Source organism: Actinocatenispora comari, assembly GCF_017312725.1.
Classification (GTDB): domain Bacteria; phylum Actinomycetota; class Actinomycetes; order Mycobacteriales; family Micromonosporaceae; genus Actinocatenispora; species Actinocatenispora comari.
This window is the reverse complement of the sequence record NZ_BOPO01000124.1, coordinates 24,732-41,914: the sequence shown is the minus strand read 5'-3', so window position 1 is coordinate 41,914 and position 17,183 is coordinate 24,732. Positions and strand designations below refer to the sequence as shown.

At 72.1% G+C, this 17,183-nt stretch carries 19 protein-coding genes and 1 tRNA gene; 11 read left to right on the top strand and 9 right to left on the bottom strand.

The genetic code is table 11. The features are described 5' to 3' along the window. Nucleotides 1-126: 126 nt before the first annotated feature. The 4 genes from NUM_RS29475 to NUM_RS29460 all read left to right on the top strand — a co-directional run bounded on the left by NUM_RS29475 (nucleotide 127) and on the right by NUM_RS29460 (nucleotide 4,149). A complete protein-coding gene (locus NUM_RS29475; RefSeq protein ID WP_207122411.1) occupies nucleotides 127-2,070 on the top strand; it encodes a DUF7507 domain-containing protein in 1,944 nt (647 codons plus the stop codon). Nucleotides 2,071-2,197: 127 nt separating this feature from the next. Then, nucleotides 2,198-2,974, top strand: a complete 777-nt coding sequence (locus tag NUM_RS29470; RefSeq protein ID WP_207122410.1) for a L,D-transpeptidase — start codon at nucleotides 2,198-2,200, stop codon at nucleotides 2,972-2,974. Between the two features lie 75 nt (nucleotides 2,975-3,049). Continuing rightward, nucleotides 3,050-3,139: transfer RNA gene (locus NUM_RS29465), tRNA-Ser, on the top strand. Between the two features lie 125 nt (nucleotides 3,140-3,264). Then, on the top strand, nucleotides 3,265-4,149 hold the full coding sequence (locus tag NUM_RS29460) for an alpha/beta fold hydrolase (protein WP_207122409.1): 885 nt from the start codon (nucleotides 3,265-3,267) through the stop codon (nucleotides 4,147-4,149). A gap of 63 nt (nucleotides 4,150-4,212) precedes the next feature. Here NUM_RS29460 and NUM_RS29455 read toward each other — a convergent pair whose 3' ends face one another. Both NUM_RS29455 and NUM_RS29450 read right to left on the bottom strand, forming a co-directional pair. Continuing rightward, on the bottom strand, nucleotides 4,213-5,037 hold the full coding sequence (locus NUM_RS29455; protein WP_207122408.1) for a CPBP family intramembrane glutamic endopeptidase: 825 nt from the start codon (nucleotides 5,035-5,037) through the stop codon (nucleotides 4,213-4,215). Between the two features lie 137 nt (nucleotides 5,038-5,174). Further along, nucleotides 5,175-5,597, bottom strand: a complete 423-nt coding sequence (locus tag NUM_RS29450; RefSeq protein ID WP_207122407.1) for a VOC family protein — start codon at nucleotides 5,595-5,597, stop codon at nucleotides 5,175-5,177. 166 nt (nucleotides 5,598-5,763) lie between these two features. Between NUM_RS29450 and NUM_RS29445 the strand changes: the two genes are divergently transcribed. Beyond that, a complete protein-coding gene (locus tag NUM_RS29445) occupies nucleotides 5,764-6,459 on the top strand; it encodes an MBL fold metallo-hydrolase (RefSeq protein ID WP_207122406.1) in 696 nt (231 codons plus the stop codon). Between the two features lie 79 nt (nucleotides 6,460-6,538). Beyond that, a complete protein-coding gene (locus NUM_RS29440) occupies nucleotides 6,539-7,204 on the top strand; it encodes a cysteine hydrolase family protein (protein WP_207122405.1) in 666 nt (221 codons plus the stop codon). Between the two features lie 78 nt (nucleotides 7,205-7,282). On the opposite strand, the gene NUM_RS29435 is transcribed toward NUM_RS29440, so the two are convergent. Both NUM_RS29435 and NUM_RS29430 read right to left on the bottom strand, forming a co-directional pair. Next, on the bottom strand, nucleotides 7,283-8,059 hold the full coding sequence (locus tag NUM_RS29435) for an SH3 domain-containing protein (RefSeq protein ID WP_207122404.1): 777 nt from the start codon (nucleotides 8,057-8,059) through the stop codon (nucleotides 7,283-7,285). Nucleotides 8,060-8,213: 154 nt separating this feature from the next. Then, nucleotides 8,214-10,040 (bottom strand): serine hydrolase domain-containing protein, encoded by a 1,827-nt coding sequence (locus NUM_RS29430; RefSeq protein WP_207122403.1) that lies wholly within the window; start codon nucleotides 10,038-10,040, stop codon nucleotides 8,214-8,216. Between the two features lie 218 nt (nucleotides 10,041-10,258). Here NUM_RS29430 and NUM_RS29425 point away from each other — a divergent pair, with 218 nt between their 5' ends. The 5 genes from NUM_RS29425 (at nucleotide 10,259) to NUM_RS29405 (ending at nucleotide 14,098) form a co-directional block, all read left to right on the top strand. Beyond that, nucleotides 10,259-10,969, top strand: coding sequence for a DUF969 domain-containing protein (locus NUM_RS29425; RefSeq protein WP_207122402.1), 711 nt, complete (start codon nucleotides 10,259-10,261; stop codon nucleotides 10,967-10,969). After that, a complete protein-coding gene (locus tag NUM_RS29420; protein ID WP_207122401.1) occupies nucleotides 10,966-11,958 on the top strand; it encodes a DUF979 domain-containing protein in 993 nt (330 codons plus the stop codon). The genes NUM_RS29425 and NUM_RS29420 overlap by 4 nt, the downstream gene beginning before the upstream one ends. Nucleotides 11,959-12,081: 123 nt before the next feature. Continuing rightward, the gene (pcp, locus tag NUM_RS29415) at nucleotides 12,082-12,702 is read left to right on the top strand and encodes a pyroglutamyl-peptidase I (RefSeq protein WP_207122400.1); all 621 of its coding nucleotides are present in this window, start codon (nucleotides 12,082-12,084) and stop codon (nucleotides 12,700-12,702) included. Then, nucleotides 12,699-13,847, top strand: a complete 1,149-nt coding sequence (locus tag NUM_RS29410) for a DUF2891 family protein (RefSeq protein ID WP_207122399.1) — start codon at nucleotides 12,699-12,701, stop codon at nucleotides 13,845-13,847. Before pcp ends, NUM_RS29410 begins: the two co-directional genes overlap by 4 nt. Further along, nucleotides 13,844-14,098 (top strand): Smr/MutS family protein, encoded by a 255-nt coding sequence (locus NUM_RS29405; protein WP_207122398.1) that lies wholly within the window; start codon nucleotides 13,844-13,846, stop codon nucleotides 14,096-14,098. The genes NUM_RS29410 and NUM_RS29405 overlap by 4 nt, the downstream gene beginning before the upstream one ends. Nucleotides 14,099-14,110: 12 nt before the next feature. On the opposite strand, the gene NUM_RS29400 is transcribed toward NUM_RS29405, so the two are convergent. The 5 genes from NUM_RS29400 to NUM_RS29380 all read right to left on the bottom strand — a co-directional run bounded on the left by NUM_RS29400 (nucleotide 14,111) and on the right by NUM_RS29380 (nucleotide 17,154). Continuing rightward, a complete protein-coding gene (locus NUM_RS29400; protein WP_207122397.1) occupies nucleotides 14,111-14,995 on the bottom strand; it encodes a class I SAM-dependent methyltransferase in 885 nt (294 codons plus the stop codon). Nucleotides 14,996-15,037: 42 nt separating this feature from the next. Beyond that, a complete protein-coding gene (locus NUM_RS29395; RefSeq protein ID WP_207122396.1) occupies nucleotides 15,038-15,310 on the bottom strand; it encodes a hypothetical protein in 273 nt (90 codons plus the stop codon). After that, nucleotides 15,307-15,795 (bottom strand): DUF4265 domain-containing protein, encoded by a 489-nt coding sequence (locus NUM_RS29390; protein WP_207122395.1) that lies wholly within the window; start codon nucleotides 15,793-15,795, stop codon nucleotides 15,307-15,309. The genes NUM_RS29395 and NUM_RS29390 overlap by 4 nt, the downstream gene beginning before the upstream one ends. Before the next feature lie 333 nt (nucleotides 15,796-16,128). Continuing rightward, nucleotides 16,129-16,449 (bottom strand): DUF6980 family protein, encoded by a 321-nt coding sequence (locus NUM_RS29385; RefSeq protein WP_207122394.1) that lies wholly within the window; start codon nucleotides 16,447-16,449, stop codon nucleotides 16,129-16,131. Between the two features lie 123 nt (nucleotides 16,450-16,572). Further along, complete coding sequence (locus NUM_RS29380) at nucleotides 16,573-17,154, bottom strand: YdeI/OmpD-associated family protein (protein ID WP_207122393.1); 582 nt, start codon at nucleotides 17,152-17,154, stop codon at nucleotides 16,573-16,575. Nucleotides 17,155-17,183 lie beyond the last annotated feature (29 nt).

Sequence of the window (17,183 nt, the reverse complement as noted above, 5' to 3'; positions counted from 1 at the left end):
CGACCAATGTGAGGAACTTCGCCGGCTCGTTCCGGTCCAACCCGGTGTGTCGCTCTTCGTGGTGCTTAGTGTCCCCCGCGTAGTCAATACGCCAGGGGAGAAGTGCATGCCGTACATGACCGACGGATGAGCCGCACACTGACCAGGTTCGGCCGTACCCGCGTCGCCGCGCTGGGTTGTGCCCTGCTGACGGCGGCGGTCGCTTGCGTGGCAAGCCATCCGGCCCCCGCGTCGGCCGCCCCGGCCGTCGCGTCGCCGGAGACGGCGCCGGGCTCGCCCGGTACCCCGCAGCCGCCGACCCCCGTGTTCACCGAGGACTTCGAGAACCGCCAGTCGGCGCTGCCGATCCGGCTCGACGACTACACCGGGACCGCCGGCACGACCTACACCGCGGACCCCGCCTGGCTGGTCAACTGCAACGGCTGGATCGCCGCGTTCGACGACCCGCCGGGCAGCGACCCGTCGGTGGCCCCGCAGGTACGCGACTGCACGCCCGCCACGGGTGGACCGGGGACGCCGGGAGTGACGGCGTGGAACCGGGTGCGCCAGCTGTCCCGGGCGATCGGCGACCTGAACGGGTCGGCCGTGCCGAGCGCGAACCACGCGGTCAGCGCCTACACCAACGGGTCGGTGAACAGCGGCAACCCCGGGCCGGACAAGGTCGAGTTCCAGACCGAGAACCCGGTGCCGGTCACCGCCAACGGCCGGTTCCTGACGTTCTCCGTGAACGCCGCGGAGACCAGCTGCGACGCCAACCACAACCACGCCCTGCTGAACTACTACCTCGTCGACGGGACGACGTCGATCCCGGTCACCAACCGGCCGATCGACCCGTGCACCAGCGGAACCGAGGTCGAGCCCGGGTACTTCGCGGGTACCTTCACCGGCGACGCCCCGCTGCTGTTCACCGGCACCGAGGTCGGCATCAAGATGATCAACGGCCAGGGCAGCGGGAACGGCAACGACCACTCCTTCGACGACATCCGGCTGCTGGACGTGACACCGCAGCTGGACAAGTCGTTCGACCCCGACCGCACCGGAGTGGGCGGCAGTTCGCTGCTGACGTTCACCATCACGAACACCGACGACCTGCTCGCCAAGGACGGCTGGTCGTTCACCGACACGCTGCCGCCTGGGCTGACGCTCACCACGCCGGCCGATGCCAGCACCGACTGCCCCGCCGGTACCGTCAGCGCCGACGACGGCGGTTCCACCATCTCCCTGACCGGTGGCGCGCTGAGCGCCGGCCAGGCGTCCTGCACGGTGACCGCGCGGGTGACCTCGTCGACCGCCGGCACCTACACCAACGACGGGTCGAACATCACCGACTCGACCGGCGTCAACCCGCCGGGCAGCGCGGACGTCACGTTCGTGCCGCCGGCGCAGGGTGGGATCGGCCTCACCAAGAGCGCCACACCGAGCTCGTTCTCGGCCGCCGGCCAGGTGATCCGCTACACCTACCACGTCACCAACACCGGCGATGTACCGCTGACCAGCGTCGACGTGGTGGACGAACTGGCCGGCGTGTCCGACGTGAGCTGCCCCCGGTCGACGCTGGAGCCCGGGGAGAGCCAGGACTGCACGGCCACGTACACGATCACCCAGGACGACGTGGACCGCGGTTCGGTCACCAACGTGGCCACCGCGCAGGGCGTTCCGCCGGGCGCGACCGAACCGCTGGTGTCGGCGCCCGCCGAGGTCACCGTCCGGGCGGTGGCGAAGCCGGCGATCACCATCCGCAAGTCGGTCGACCCGACCACGTACGGCGAGGTCGGCCAGCTGCTGCACTACCGGTACCAGGTGACGAACACCGGCAACGTCCGGCTCGACCGGATCACCGTGCCGGACCACCGTCCCGGCATGTCGACGGTCCGCTGCCCGCAGACCACGCTGGCCCCGGGGAAGGCGATGACCTGCACCGCCACCTACCGGATCACCGCCGCCGACCTGCGCGCGCAGTACGTCCGAAACAGCGCGCGGGCGCAGGGGTACCCGCCGGGATCGCGGACACCGGTGCGCTCCGCACCCTCGGCCGCCACGGCCTACGCCCAGGTACCGGTGACCGGGTAGCCACCCGGCATGGATCCGCGGCGCGGCGCCGTGCCGCGGATCCATGCCGGCGCACCGGAGTCCTCGAAGCGCGGCCCGCCGGCTCCGGAGCGGGCGCCCGGACGGACCCACGCAAAGGATGGGAATCGTGCAGTTGCTCTCCTCGTTCCATCGCGGGCGTCGCCGCGGGCTCGCGATCGCCGTCGGCGTCGCGGTCCTGGCGGTTGCCGTCGCCCTGGTATTGGTCTCCCGGGGTGTGCCGGACCCGCGGGCCGGCGCCACCGTACGGCGCCCGACCGGCTCGCCGGCGCCGTCGTCCGCAGGCAGCACGGTGGTCGCCACGTTGCACCACGACGTACCCCGGTACCCGCGTCCCGGCGCCGGGTCGGACGGCGTGGCGCCGGGACGCTGGTACGGGCGGCCGTCGATGCTGCCGGTCATCGCCAGAAAGCCCGGCTGGGTCCGGGTGCGGCTGGCGCAGCGGCCGAACGGTTCGACGACCTGGCTGCGGGCCAGGGACGTGTCGCTCGGCAGCACGCCGTACCGGCTGGTCGTCGACCTCGGCGACACCCACCTCCGGCTGTACGAGCGGGGCCGGTTGGCGCTGTCCGTGCCCGCCGGCGTCGGCGCGCCCGACGACCCCACCCCCGCCGGCCACTTCTTCGTCGCGTTCGACCAGGCGCCGCCGCCCGGCGAGCCCGGGTACGGCCCGTTCATCGTGGTCACGTCCGCGCATTCGGAGGTGATCTCGGACTGGGCCGGCTCCGGTGACGCCGTGGTCGGCATCCACGGGCCGCTCGGCGAGGACGGTCGGATCGGTACCGGCGGGGCCAGGATCTCGCACGGCTGCATCCGGCTGCACGACCGGTCGCTGCGCCGGTTGCGGCAGGTACCGCCGGGCACCCCGATCGACGTGGTGCGCTGACCGGCGCGACCCTCGCATCACCCGGCGTCGCCCGGCCATGACAAACTGGGCCTCGGCGCCGCCGGGCGGCGCTCCGGAGGGCTCGCCTAGTGGCCGATGGCGGCGGTCTTGAAAACCGCTAGGGCGGTATCCCCGTCCTCGTGGGTTCGAATCCCACGCCCTCCGCCGCACCGGTCGCGAGTCCCGTCGAGGGAGCGATCCGGGGCCGCCGAGTTGGTGCATACCCGGCCGTTCGGGACGGTCGGGTAAGGGGACGACAGATCGTGGTGGGGTTCGTATCATCCGCCGGCATGGAGACCGTCACACACGTGGTTCCGGGCGCCGACGGTGAGCTGATCAGCGTCGAGGAGTTCGGCGCGCCGGACGGGAAGCCGGTCCTGGTGCACCCGGGAAGTCCCGGCTCCCGGCGGTTGTTCCGGCCGGATGCGGAGCTCGCCGCACGCCGGTACGGGCTGCGGCTGCTCAGCTACGACCGGCCCGGCTACCGGGGCCGGCCGCGTCGGGAGGGCCGGCGGATCGCCGATGCGGCCGCCGACGTCCGCAGTCTCGCCGCGGCACTGGGGATCGAGCGGCTCGGCATGTGGGGGTTCTCCGGCGGCGGCTCGTACGCGCTGGCCTGCGCCGCGGTGTTGCCCGAGCTGGTCACCGGCGCGGCGGTCTTCGCCGGCTTCGCGCCCTACGGGGCGCCGGGGTTGGACTTCTGCGCGGGGACGACCCCGGAGTTCGCGCACGAGGTCGAGCTGTTCTTCACCGACCGCGAGACCGCCCGCGAGCACTGGAAGCAGGACGCGGACCGGCTGCTCGCCACCCTCGGTACGCCGGAGGGGTGGGTGGCGCGGTGGGGCGACGCCGCCGGTACCGACGACGCGCGGAGCTGGCCGGTGGCCCGGCACCTGGCCGCGATCATGCGGGACTCGCTGTCCGACGGCGACGACGCCTGGTGGGACGACTGGGCGGCGACCCTGACCCCGTGGGGCTGCGACCCGACGAGCATCCGCGTCCCGGTACGGCTCTGGCACGGGGTCCACGACCGGGCCGTCCCCATCGTCAACGGCCGGTGGCTCGCCGCCCACGTACCGGGCATCGTGGCGCACCTGATCGACTCGGCGGACCACACCAACGTCGAGCACGACAACAGAGAAGCGGCCTACGCCTGGCTCAGCGAACTGTCGTGACCCACCGGGTTTGCGTGCCCGCCGGAGTGCGGTTGCCGTGCTGCCGGGTGGTGAGGTGGCGGGTCAGGACCCGGGTACCGTGGCCGGCTGCGGCGAGGTGACGATCCGGTGGGTCGGGCGGCGGGTGTGCCAGGTGAGGGCGGCGAGGGCGGCGATCGCCAGCCACAGCAGGGTTTCCAGGGCGGCGCCGCCGGTACCGACGGGTGGCATGATCGCGTCGCTGAAGTTCCAGGCGGCGTGCAGCACGATCGCGGCCCAGACGCCGCCGCGCAGGTGCTCGGAGACGAACAGCGCCAGGTACGTGACCGGATAGATCATCACGAAGAACAGCGCGCCCTGCACCGAGAACAGGCCGGTGTCGTGCTGCCCCGTGCCGACCAGGAAGTACAGCGGCAGGTGCCACAGCCCCCAGGCGGTGCCGAGCAGCGCGACGGTGCCGCCGCGGCCGAAGCGGTCGCGCAGCCGCGGCTGGGCGTACCCGCGCCAGCCGAACTCCTCGGACAGCGGCCCGGACACGAGGGTGTACGCCAGCGCACCGAGCGGTCCGCCGACCCCGGCGACGACGACTCCGGCGTGCCGGACGAGCTGCGGCACGTCACCGCCGTGCAGCAGGAGGGCGGCGAGCACCGGCGCCGCAGCGCCCAGCAGCAGCGCCGCGATCGGCCACAGTCCGAGTCGCACGCCGGAGGGCCGGCGGCGCCGACCACCGGCCAGCCACAACACCAGTGCGGCCAGCGAAGGACCGCTCGCCGCGAGGCCGAACACCAGCTGCGCGGGGCCGTGGTCGACGTCCACCCGCAGCATCGCGAGCACCAGCCACGGCACCCAGGACAGCCCCAGGCACACCAGCGCGAACGGCAACAGCCGCCGCAGACCCGTTGCTTGCACGGTGACCCTCCTCGCCTCGGCGTACGAGGATCACTCTGCTGGCTGCCGCCACGCGGAGCCATGGCGGTAACCGGACGAACGATGCGGGGGTAGCCGGCCGAACGAGACGGGGCTGTCCCCCGAGACCGGTGGATCGGTTACTGGGCCGAGTCTTCGGTACCGATGTCGACGAGCCAGGCGATGCCGAAGCGGTCGACGCAGGCGCCCATCTCGTCGCCCCAGGGCTGCTTCTCCAGCGGCACGTTGATGGTGCCGCCGGCGGACAGCGCCTCCCAGTAGCGGTGCAGGTTGGCGGCGTCCGCGGCCGGGCCGGTGATGCTGATCGAGATGTTCTGCCCCGGCCGGTACTCCATGCCGGGTGGGGTGTCCGCGGCCATCAGCTGGAAGCCGGCCGGGGTCTCCAGGCGGCTGTGCATCACCTTGTCCGCGGCCGGGCCGGTGTCGCCCATGTCGCCGAACGTGCTCACGGTCAGGTCGCCGCCGAGCGCGTCGCGGTAGAACTCCATCGCTTCGCGGGCGTTCCCGTCGAAGCTGATGTACGGGTTGAGGTTCGAGGTCATCGCGAGATCTCCCTCGCTGTCGAGTGACGTCTGCGTGCCCGTGTCGAGGTCGGCACGCCGGCCCCGCTGGCGGGCCGCGAGGGCAGGTGGGCCCCGGCGCCGATCCTGCCAGTACGGTCCGGCACCGGGGGCCGGATCGGGCGATCGTCCGCACTATCGTCGACCCATGTGGTTGACGGTGGTGGGTTGTTCCGGCTCGGCCCCGTCGGCCGATTCGGGCTGTTCGTGCTATCTGGTCGAGGCGGACGGCTACCGGCTGGTGCTGGACACCGGTTCCGGCTCGGCCGGCCCGCTGCAGCGCTACGTGACGCCCGCGGACGTCGACCTGGTGTTGCTGTCGCACGCCCACTCGGACCACTGGGTCGACCTGACCCAGCTCTGGTACCTGCGGGAACGGTCCAGTGACCGACCGCTGGAGGTGGTCGGGCCGAGCGACCTGCCGGAGTTCGTGTACGCCGAGGCCGAGACGATGCACGCGCGCCGCGCCACCGCCGAGCCGTTCCGCGCCGGCCCGCTGACGATCCGGCAGGCGGCGGTACCGCACGGCGAGTGCTGGGCGACCCGGGTCGGCGATGCGTTGTGCTACACCGCGGACAGCGAGCCGGCTGCGGCGCTGGACGAGCTGGCGCGGGGCTGCCGGGTGCTGCTGGCCGAGGCGAGCGGGTTCGACGCGGAGGGGCCGCTGCGCGGGCACCTGACCGCCGGCGACGCCGGCCGGCTCGCCCGCCGATCCGGCGCGGAACTGCTGGTCCTCACCCACCTGCGGGCCTGGCAGGACGCCCCGGCGCTGCTCGCCGAGGCGGCCGCGATCGCCGACTGCCCGGTCGTTCTCGCCACCCCGGGCCTGCGCGTCGCCCTCTGACGGCCGCCCGCCCGGGCGGGGAGGAGTGTCCGGGGTGCCGGCTAGGCTGCCGGCCTCGGCGCGGAGCGGAGGTCGTGGCGTGGTGGTGCATCCGAGCGGGATCAGGCAGGATCTCGTCGACAAGGTGGTGGCGCGGCGCGGCCGGCTGCACGCGTTCGAGCGGCTCGATCCGGGTCGCACCGCGCTGGTGGTGATCGACCTCGACACCGGTACGGTGCGGCGCTGCCTGCCGGACACCGTGATGGCGACGGTCATCGCGCCGGTGAACGCGGTGGCGGCGGTGCGGGCACACGGCGGTGTGGTCGCCTGGGTGCGTACCCCGATCCAGCGGGCCAGCGAGCGGTTCGTGGCGATCTTCGGCCCGTCGACCGCCCGGATGTACGAGGAGGAGGGCGCCGGCGTGGCCCGCACGCTGTGGCACGAGCTCGACGTGCGCGACGAGGACCTGCAGGCGGTCAAGACCGGCAGCAGCGCGTTCTTTCCCGGCAAGTGCGACGTGCCCGAGCGGCTGGCCGAGCGCGGCGTCGACACGGTGCTGATCGCCGGCGCGGTGACGAACGTGTGTTGCGGTTCGTCCGCACGGGACGCGTCCGAGCTGGGCTACCGCATCGTGATGGTGTCCGATGCGCTGGTGGGCCAGTCGTTCGGCGTGGGCGAGGCCGAGCTCGCCACCATCTTCCGGTGCTTCGGCGACGTACGGCCGAGCTCCGAGGTCACCGCGCTGCTCGCGGCCGGGGCTGGCTGAGCCGGCGTGGTGCGGCGGCTGCGGGCGGTGGTGTCCACCCGCAGCCGCCGGGTCGGGAACCGGCGGGGCCGGTGCGGTTCAGTGGTTGGCCTTGAACCAGGGCTGGGTCCAGCCGAGGTAGGGCTTGCCCCACTTCTGCTTGATCTCCTTGATGGTGGTCGTGGTGTAGGTGCCGTTGCCGTGGATGTCGTTGGAGACGAACTTGCCGCCGCCGATCGAGATCATCACGTGCCCGGAGCCGCCGCCGAAGAACGCCAGCCCGCCGGCCGGTACGGTCGTCGACCCGGCGTGCTTGTACTTCTTGGGCACCTGGGTCCAGTGCACGTACGCGGTGGTCGAGCCGGAGTGCGAGAAGCCGTACGCGAGGCCGACGAGGTGGTCGCACATCCGGTAGTAGCCGCTGTGGTAGGTGGTGGTGCGGTGGTTCTTGGCCCAGGTGACCGCCTTCGCGCAGCTGCGCGGGTCGCCGGTACCGCTGGTGGAGCACTTCGTCGTCGGGGTCGACGAGCCGCACAGCTTCGCGACCCGGCCGTCCGAGCCGGTGTAGACGTAGGTGTCGCTGACGTAGCCGCCGGAGACCTTGTCCCACAGATCGCTCGTGCCGTACTTGCCGGTGACCTTGTCGCCGTGGGCCTGGCAGCTGATGCTCACCGTGGCGCCGTCGCGCACCGAGCCGACGATCTTCGAGCTGGTGTGCGGCCCGGACCGGACGTTGAGCGACTTGCCGCTGCTGGTGTGCACGGTCGCGGCCGACGCCTGCCCGGCGACGAGTACCGCGGCCAGCGCTGCCGCGCCGATCAGGCCGGCCCGCGAGACGAGTCGGCGCATCGACCGGGGGTGACTGGATCTGCTCATGGGTTCCTCCACATCGCAGCCGAAGCACGACGACCCGCCCGTACCGCCACATGTCGGAAGGGCGGGCCGTGTCGGCAGCGTAGAAGAAGGATCTACATGATTTCTCCAGAGTCGGTGCCCGGCACACCACCGCGAGGTCAGCGCGGCGTCACCGTCAGTCGAGCATCAGGTTGTAGAGGGCGGTGACGACGCAGAAGGCGACGGCGGCGACGGTGACCACGGTGTAGCCGATCCGTCCCGGCAGCCGCCACCAGCGACGTACCCAGGCCAGTACCGAGCCGGCGAGCAGCAGGGCGGTGAACCCGAACGTGACGCGCAGCAGGACCGGCGCGGCGTGCAGGGCGGTGGAGTCGTTCAGCGTGATGTGCTCGTTCAGGGCCGCCGAGTCGCTCATCACCATGGCGAACAGTGCCAGGAAGGCGAACGCCGACACGGCGGCGCCCCAGCCGCCCCAGCGGGCCAGGTTCGGCAGCAGTCCGGCGCGGCGCTGCGCGATCGCCGCGATCGGCCAGGCGACCAGCGCGTACAGCAGGACCAGGGTCGCGGCGACGAGCAGCTCCAGGTGCCGCATCGGCGCCTGGTACCAGGGCAGCCGCTGGTAGGCGGCACTCGGGCTCGCGGAGTCGAACAGCACGTCGCCGTCGAACGCGAGCCGCGCGTCCCCGCCGCGTTCGGCGAACAGCCCGTGCCCCAACGGAATCCAGTGCTGCTCGGACACGGCCGGGTTCTCCGACAGGCCGGTGGTGGTGAGCTCGTCGTCGGACGCGGTGACGGTCACCGGCGACACCAGCTGGGTCACCTTGGTCAGATCCTGGTGGTTGTAGCGGGTGGTGCGGTAGCTGCCGGCGTAGCGGGACAGGTCGCCGTCGTCGTGCCGGGTCGGTGTCGCGGGGTGCCGGTCGGGGTGCAGCGCCTCGACGATCCGGTCGACCAGTTCGCGCCGCGCGTAGCTGCCGCTGCCGTCCACCCCGTCGCCGTTGTACGCCACGTAGACGCCGAGGTCGTCGTCCGGCAGCAGCGCGACGTAGTCGTGGTAGCCGGGCACGTCGCCGTCCTTGGCGAACACCCGGGTGCCGTCGTGCGGGTGCTCCTCGAAGATCAGCCCCATCCCGGGCAGCCGCTTGTCCGGCGTGAACTGCCGGTGCAGCAACGGGTTCCCGGGCCGCAGCTGCGCGATCAGGTACCGGCCGAGGTCGGTGGGCACCGCGGTCACGTTGGGGCCGGCCGGGGTCAACGGGCCGCGCTGCCCACCGGTGGCGACGGTGCCGTCGCTGCGGTACCCGGTGGCGAGGTGCTCGGTGTCGTTGTCCAGGCTGGTGTGCCGCATCCCGAGCGGCGCCAGCACGTGCTGCCGCACGTACCGTTCGTACGGCTCGCCGGACACCCGCTGCACGATGTAGCCGGCGAGCGCGACGCCGTAGTTGTCGTACGAGGCAAGGGTTCCCGGCGGTCGCACCCGCGCGGGCTGGTGCGCGGCGAGCCACGGCCCGAGTTTCGGCACGGGCGTACCGGTCGGGGTCGCGACGCCGAGCACCCGGTCCTCGAAGCCGGAGGTGTGCGTCAGCAGGTCGCGCAGCCGGATCGGCCGCCCCGGGTAGCTGTCCCGGATCCGGAAGTCGAGGTACGAGTTGACGTCCGCGTCCAGGTCGAGCTTCCCGGCGTCGACCAGCTGCTGCACCGCCGACGCGGTGAGCAGCTTCGTCACCGAGCCCAGGTAGAAGCGGGTACGGGCCGGGTCGACCGGGGTACGCCGGCCCGTGTCGGCGACGCCGTAACCCTTCGCGTACACCTGCTTGCCGCCGGCGACGACGACCACGGCGGCGCCGGGGATGTGGTCCTTGGCCAGCTGCGCCGTGATCACCCGGTCGGCGGTGTGCGCGACGGTCGCGGTGGTGTCGTCGGCGCGCGCGGGGGTCGCGAGGCACAGGCAGGCCGCCACCGCCGCGACGGTACCGCCGAGCGCGGTCAGGATCGCCTTCATGCCCACCGAACCTAGGGGCGCGACCATTCCGGACACAGCCAGCGATCCCGCCACTGTCGGGTGGGGCCACCCCCACCCGACAAGGTACGGCGAGGCGGACGGGGAGGCTCGACCGACCGTGACCGAACCCCGACGACGAGACCTCTTGTGCGGCGACCGCATATCTCCATAAGGTGCGAATCACCGGATACGCGGGTGGTCGGGAGACGGAGGCCGCGATGCTGGTGTTGATCGGTGTGCTGCTGGTCGTGGTCGGGTTCGCGTTACGGCTCAACCCGCTCGTGGTGGTGACCGTCGCCGGCATCGTGACCGGCCTGCTCGGCGGGCTGTCGCCGATGAAGATCCTGGACGCGTTCGGCAACGGGTTCGCCGGCAGCCGCTCGGTGACGCTGTTCATCATCGTGCTGCCGGTGATCGGCCTGATCGAACGGTTCGGCCTGCAGGAACAGGCACGCCGGCTGATCGCCAAGCTCGGCGTGCTGACCACCGGCCGGCTGCTCACCCTGTACCAGCTGATCCGGCAGGTCACGGCGGCGCTGGGGCTCAACTCGATCGGCGGCCCGGCGCAGGCGGTGCGGCCGCTCATCTACCCGATGGCCGAGGGCGCGGCGGCCCGCCGGTACGGCTCGGTGCCGCCGACGATGGCCGAGAAGATCAAGGGGTACGCGGCGAGCGCCGACACCGTGGGCGTCTTCTTCGGCGAGGACATCTTCGTCGCGATCGGTTCGATCCTGCTCATCACCGGCTTCGTCGACTCCACGTACGGGCTGAAGCTCGACGCGCTGCACGTGGCGCTGTGGGCGATCCCGACGGCGATCTGCGCGTTCGTCATCCACGGCGCGCGGCTGCTGTGGCTGGACCGCCAGCTCGACCGGATGGCGCGCGAGCTCGCGCCGAAGCAGGCCGACGCGGAGGTGCCGCAGCCGTGATCAAGGTCGAGTGGTTCTACTGGCTGTGCGGGCTCATCTTCCTCGGCGTCGCTGCGCTGACCGTCGGCGACCGCAGCAACCCGAAGCGGTACGGCAGCGCCGCGTTCTGGGGCCTGCTCGGGGTGTCCTTCGGGTACGGCACGTTCGTGGTGCACAAGACCGCACCCGCCTGGCCGCTGGGCATCGGCGTACTGGTGATGGCCGCGCTGGTGGGCACCCGGCAGCTGTCCCGCGGTACCGCCGGCGGGCCGGACGACGCGCAGCGCAGGGCCGGCGCGGACCGGTTCGGCAGCCTGCTGTTCGTCCCCGCGCTGGTGATCCCGGCGGTCGCCGTGCTGTTCGCCGCGGTACTGGTGAAGGTACGGATCGGCGCGACCCCGCTGCTGGAGGCCGGTTCGGAGACGCTGATCGGGCTCGGCGTGGCGGCGATCGTCGCGGTCGCGGTCGGCCTGGTGATGCTGCGCCCGACCGCCGCCGCCGGTGGCGTGCTCGCCCCGATGCGGGAGGGCCGCCGGCTGCTGGAGGCGATCGGCTGGGCCGCGGTGCTGCCGCAGATGCTCGCCACGCTCGGCCAGCTGTTCACCGCCGCCGGCGTCGGCACCGCGGTCGGCACGGTGACCAACCACGTGCTGCCACACGGTTCGCTGATCGGCGGCGTCGTCGTGTACTGCCTGGGCATGGCGCTGTTCACCATCATCATGGGCAACGCGTTCGCGGCGTTCCCGATCATGACCGCGGCGATCGGCTGGCCGATCCTGATCCAGCAGTTCCACGGCAACCCGGCCGCGGTGTTCGCGATCGGGATGCTCGCCGGCTTCTGCGGCACGCTGTGCACCCCGATGGCCGCGAACTTCAACCTGGTCCCGGCCGCCCTGCTGGAGATGCGCAGCAAGTACGGTCCGATCAAGGCGCAGATCCCGACCGCGATCCCGCTGCTGCTCTGCAACATGGCCCTGATGTACGTGTTCGCCTTCGGGGTCGTCGGGTGAACGACCGTTCCTCGTGGTCCGGCGAGCGCGGCGGAGGCGTGGCATGAGCGAGCGTGAACGAGCGAGTCACGGGTGGTGCGCGTGCGCGCGCCGGGTCGTGGCGGAGTGCCGTGGAGGTGCGGTGTGAGCGTGTTGGTGACCGGGTTCGAGCCGTTCGGTGGGGCGAGCATCAACCCGTCCTGGGCCGCGGTGTCCACGATGGACGGTGTGCACGCGGTGGAGCTGCCGTGCACGTTCGCCGGCTCGATTCCCGCGCTGCGCGCCGCGATCGACCGGTACGAGCCGGAGCTGGTGGTGTGCGCCGGGCTCGCCGGCGGCCGCGCCGGGCTGTCGGTCGAGCGGGTGGCGATCAACGTCGACGACGCGCGCATCCCGGACAACGCGGGCGCCCAACCGATCGACGAGCCGGTCGTGCCGGACGGGCCCGCGGCGTACTTCTCGTCGCTGCCGATCAAGGCGTGCGTCGCGGCACTGCGCGCGGCGGGCATCCCGGCGGCGGTGTCGCAGACCGCCGGTACGTTCGTCTGCAACCACGTGTTCTACGGCCTGGCGCACCTGATCGACACCGAGTTCCCGGCGGTGCGCGGCGGGTTCGTGCACGTCCCGTACGCGCCGGAGCAGGTCACCGACGGCTCGGCGCCGAGCATGTCGGTCCCCGACATCGCCCGCGGCCTGCGCATCGTGGTCGACACCGCGCTGTCGTCCACTGTGGACATCACGGTCTCCGGCGGGGCCGAGCAGTGAGTGAGCGGTTGGCGGAGCTCGCCGGAACCCTCGCGGAGACCGCGATCCGCAACATCCGCACCGAGTTCCCGTACGCGAGCCAGCACGTCACGGCCGGCCCGGACGACACCTGGCGACCCCGCCGGCTGCATCCGGCGTTCGGTGGCGCGTACGACTGGCATTCCTGCGTGCACATGCACTGGCTGCTGATCCGGCTGCGCACCGACTATCCACAGTGGATCGACGTGGCTGCGGTGGAGGCGGCGCTCGGGGAGACGCTCACCCCGGCGGCGATCCGGGTCGAGGCCGACTACCTGCGCTCGCACCCGGAGTTCGAGCGACCGTACGGGTGGGCCTGGGCGTACGTGCTGGCCGGCGTCGCCGACCGCTGCCCCGCCGGGGCCCGCTGGTCGGCCGCGCTCGGCCCGCTCGCCGACGCGGTGTCGTCGCTCGCCCTCCGCTGGCTCGACCGCACCCCGGCGCCGGTCCGGCACGGTACCCACGCCAACACCGCGTTCGCGCTGTCGCTGCTGCTCGACGGCGCGCAGGCGCGCGGCGACGAGACGCTGGCCGCCCGCCTCCGGGATCGCGCGAACGACTGGTACCGCGGCGATCGCGACTACCCGATCGGCTGGGAACCGAGCGGCCAGGACTTCCTGTCCGCCGGCCTGTCCGAAGCCGACCTGATGCGCCGGGTCCTCCCCGCCGGCGAGTTCCCGGCCTGGCTCACGAACTTCCTCCCGCCGGCGGCCGGTCCTCACCCGCCGGAAGCCGGTGCGGCCGAGCTGAGTGCCGCCGGTCGGAACGCGCCGGAAGCCGGTGGTGCCGAGGCGAGTGCAGCCGGTCCGGGTGCGGGCCTCGATGCCGGCCAGTCGCTGGGACTGCGACCGGTCGCGCCGCTCGACCCCGGCGACAGCCAGCAGTCCCACCTGTACGGGCTGGGCCTGTCCCGCGCCTGGCAGCTGCGCGCACTCGCCGCCGCGCTGCCGGCGGACGACCCGCGGGTGGCGCCGTTTCGTACCCTCGCCGAGACCGAGACGCAGCGCTGCCTCGGCGCGCTCACCAGCGGCAGCTTCCTCACCGCGCACTGGCTCGCCACCTTCGCCTGTCTCGCCCTGGCAGACGACCCGGGTACCGTGGGGGCGAACCAGGAGGGGACGCGATGAAGCTCAAGCTCGACCTGCACGACATCTTCAACCGCGGTCAGGACATCGATCGCGCCCTCAACGACATCATCCAGGAGGCCCTGGCCAAGAAGGCCACCCTGGTCGAAATCATCCCCGGCAAGGGCTCCGGCCAGCTCAAGAAGCGGGTGCTGCGCTTTCTCGACCGCCGCGACATCAAGCCGCTCTACCACCGGGTCGAAAAGGACTCCCGCAACTTCGGCCGCCTCTTCGTCCACTTCCGCCACAAGTAGCCGCGGGCCCGTTCACCCGGGCGACTGCAGGTGCAGCAGCACGACGGACGGGACGCTCAGCGCCACCGCCGCGGCCTCGGGTACCTGGTCGAGCAGTGCCCAGCCGACCTCGGTCGGCATCGGCGGCGCTACCGTGGGCCGTTCCGGCCGCTCCGCCTGGGGCTCGGCACAGTGCCGGAGCTGGAAACCGTACCGGAGTGCCGCGGTGAGGTAGGCGCTCAGCGGCCGGTGGTACTCGACGAGGATCGATCGCCGCCCGTCCGGCCCCGGCGCGCGCGGCAGCGTGGGGCGCAGGTACGACAACACCTGGTGCGGGTCCGAGACGACCAGGTGCCCGCCGGGTCGGAGCACCCGCGCGAACTCGGCGAACACCGGGGCGAGGTCCGGCGTGTGGCACAGGGCCAGGCCGCACACCACCAGATCGACCGAGTCGTCGCCCAGCGGGAGTGCGTCGAGCATGCCCCGGCGCAGGTCCAGCTCGGGCAGTTTCGCTGCGGCGACCGCGAGCATCCGCGGGTTGGCGTCGACCCCGATAACGCGGTGACCGAGCCCGGCGAGGTACTCGGCGTGCCGGCCGGTGCCGCAGGCGGCGTCGAGAGCGGTACCGACCGGCAACCCGGCGAGGATCTCGCGCACCAGCGGCTGTTCGAGGTCGATCATCGAGTTCGGGCCGTCGTAGTGCGCGGCCCACTCGTCGTACACCTGGTCGGTACCGATCCCGCCCGGCACCGCGTCCAGGCCACCGGCGGCCCGCAACGTCGGATCGGCGAGCAGCTCGCGGATCTCGGCCAGCCGGGCCTCGACGAACGTCCGGTCGCCGGTACCTTCCCGCATCCCGCGCAGCAGCGCGACACCTTCCACACCCAGCAGGTACCCCAGCGGGCTCAGATACGTCACCCGGGCAAGCTAACGACCCGGCTCCTCCCCAACAACCACAATTCAGGGCGCCGCCCGCGTGACCCGGTCGAGCGCCCGAGACCACGGGAACTCGTGCAGACGATCCGAGCCGGCGCCGGGCGGATGTGGCTGCCATTCGCCGGGGCCGAGCATGATGCGGACCCCCTCGGTGCGCAACGCCGCCACGCTACGCCGGAAAGTCGCGCGTTCGGCGAGGTTGGTGTTCACGAACGGGAGGACCACGATCGGGATCCGGTAGCCGATCGCCTCGGCCAGCAGGTCCAGCGCGTAGTTGCGCGGCGCCGTCGTTCTCACGACCGCGCGGCAGCTTTCCAGGCGGCGGTGATGCACCCTTCTTCCCAGTGCCACCACTCCTCCGTCGCGCCGTGCTCCAACAGCTGCCGGATTTTCGGCAGGTCTGCCTGCGGGGGAACCTCCAGGGCGACCATCCGGAACTGCTCGATGCCTTCGCCCGTCGTGCCGAGGCGATGGAAAAGCTCCAGCACGCTCTGTAGCGCGGCAGCAGATCCACCGTCCTTCAGCACGATGAGCCGGATGGTGCAGTTCTGCGAGGGCTGGACTGTCTCCCCGGCCCAGAGAACACCGTCCTCGTCCGGGTGCACCCGGACGATGTCCTGGCTGGCGACTCCGCGGGCAAACCAGGGCGTGTTGTCCAACCGCACCGTGCGGTCGCCGAGGTCCACCGCCCATAGACTCTCGACGCTGGCCGGTGGCCAACCGTCCTCATCCACGTCCATGCGGAAGTGGACCTTCACGTGGTCGTCATCGATCTTCGTCACTGAGCCATCATCCACTTCGCACCACCACACCGGGCTCCGCGATGCGGGTACTTCGAACCCGGATCGCAGCCTGTCACGAACCGATCGGCCTTATGGGTGCCGCGGTCGCTGGGGGCCTAGCCGTCGGCGCGGGCGAGTTCGTCGTATGAGCGGCGGGCGGCGATCAGTTTGGGGATCGCGTCCTGCAGTTCCCAGATCATTGAGATCGTCACGCTGTCCCACGCCGGCGGCTGCGGCATCGACGGCGGCCAACCGAGCGGTACGCCGTACTCGTGGAGCAGCGCGAGCGCCCAATGCTCGCGGCCTTGCGCAATTGACCGAAGGTCAGCCGAGTCAGCGGCATGGCGACCCGGGACGTTTGAGCCCGAGCCGGCGATCGTCTTCGAACTCCGGCGGGACGTCGTCCTCCCATGGGTCGATGCCGTGGCGCTCGAGCTCGTCGAACCAGCGGTCCCGTTGTGACTCGGGTAGCCGATGCCCACACCAGGGGCAGAAGGCGATGATGCTGCTCGAGCTGCCGCCGTCGTGGATGATGAGCCCGTACTCCTGGAATCTCGGGTCGAACCTGATCACTGCGTCCGGGCAGTCGAACGGATCCTCGTGCTCGTCGCAGGTCGCGTTGGCGTGCCGGCTCATCGCATCGCAGCAGTGCATGCCCCACCTTTCCGTACGGCGACCGCTCCGCACCTCGTGGTACCCGCCCAATGCCGGCTCGTTTTTCGCTGGCCGCAGTTCATGCAGCGGGAGCTTGCCCGCTTCGCGTGCCCTGGCCGGTCGTCAGGGGTTGGTGGTCAGGCGGGACAGGATGGTGGTGAGGTGGCGCTGGCGGGTGGTGGGGGTGCGGGCCTTGAGGAGCGGGAGGACCAGCAGGTAGCGGGCGGTGCGATCGAGGGCGTCGAAGCGGGCCGACGCGGCCGGGTCGGCGGCGAGCGCCGCGGCGAGTTCGGGCGGTACCGGTGCCTCGCGCTGCGGGGCGTACGCGGCGTCCCAGCGGCCGTCGGCGCGGGCCGCCTGGATCGCGGCGAACCCCGGCTCGCGCATCCGGCCGGCCTCGATCAGCGCCTCCGCCCGCTCGACGTTCACCCGCGACCAGGGGCTGCCGCGCCGCCGGCGGGAGTACCGCTGCCGGAACGAGTCGGCGTCGTGGGCGCGGCGGTGGCCGTCGATCCAGCCGTAGCAGAGCGCCACCTCGGCGGCCTCGTCGATGGTGAGCAGCGGTACGGCCGCGTTCTTGCGCCGGATCAGCAGCCAGGCACCGCCGTCCTCGGCGTGGTGTTCGGCCAGCCAGGACTCCCACGCCGCGGCGTCGGCGAACCGCATCGCCTCCGCCGCTCCGGCCGTACCGTGCCCGCCCTGCATGGCGCCCCTCCCGCGAGTCCTGTCGAAGA

Bases quoted from the DNA above. Each gene is read 5' to 3' on its own strand.
- NUM_RS29380 (WP_207122393.1), bottom strand. From the start codon at position 17,154: ATGCAGGGCGGGCACGGTACGGCCGGAGCGGCGGAGGCGATGCGGTTC.
- NUM_RS29425 (WP_207122402.1), top strand. From the start codon at position 10,259: ATGCTGGTGTTGATCGGTGTGCTGCTGGTCGTGGTCGGGTTCGCGTTA.
- NUM_RS29430 (WP_207122403.1), bottom strand. From the start codon at position 10,040: ATGAAGGCGATCCTGACCGCGCTCGGCGGTACCGTCGCGGCGGTGGCG.
- NUM_RS29445 (WP_207122406.1), top strand. From the start codon at position 5,764: ATGTGGTTGACGGTGGTGGGTTGTTCCGGCTCGGCCCCGTCGGCCGAT.
- NUM_RS29405 (WP_207122398.1), top strand. From the start codon at position 13,844: ATGAAGCTCAAGCTCGACCTGCACGACATCTTCAACCGCGGTCAGGAC.
- NUM_RS29385 (WP_207122394.1), bottom strand. From the start codon at position 16,449: ATGCACTGCTGCGATGCGATGAGCCGGCACGCCAACGCGACCTGCGAC.
- NUM_RS29435 (WP_207122404.1), bottom strand. From the start codon at position 8,059: ATGAGCAGATCCAGTCACCCCCGGTCGATGCGCCGACTCGTCTCGCGG.
- NUM_RS29475 (WP_207122411.1), top strand. From the start codon at position 127: ATGAGCCGCACACTGACCAGGTTCGGCCGTACCCGCGTCGCCGCGCTG.
- NUM_RS29450 (WP_207122407.1), bottom strand. From the start codon at position 5,597: ATGACCTCGAACCTCAACCCGTACATCAGCTTCGACGGGAACGCCCGC.
- NUM_RS29460 (WP_207122409.1), top strand. From the start codon at position 3,265: ATGGAGACCGTCACACACGTGGTTCCGGGCGCCGACGGTGAGCTGATC.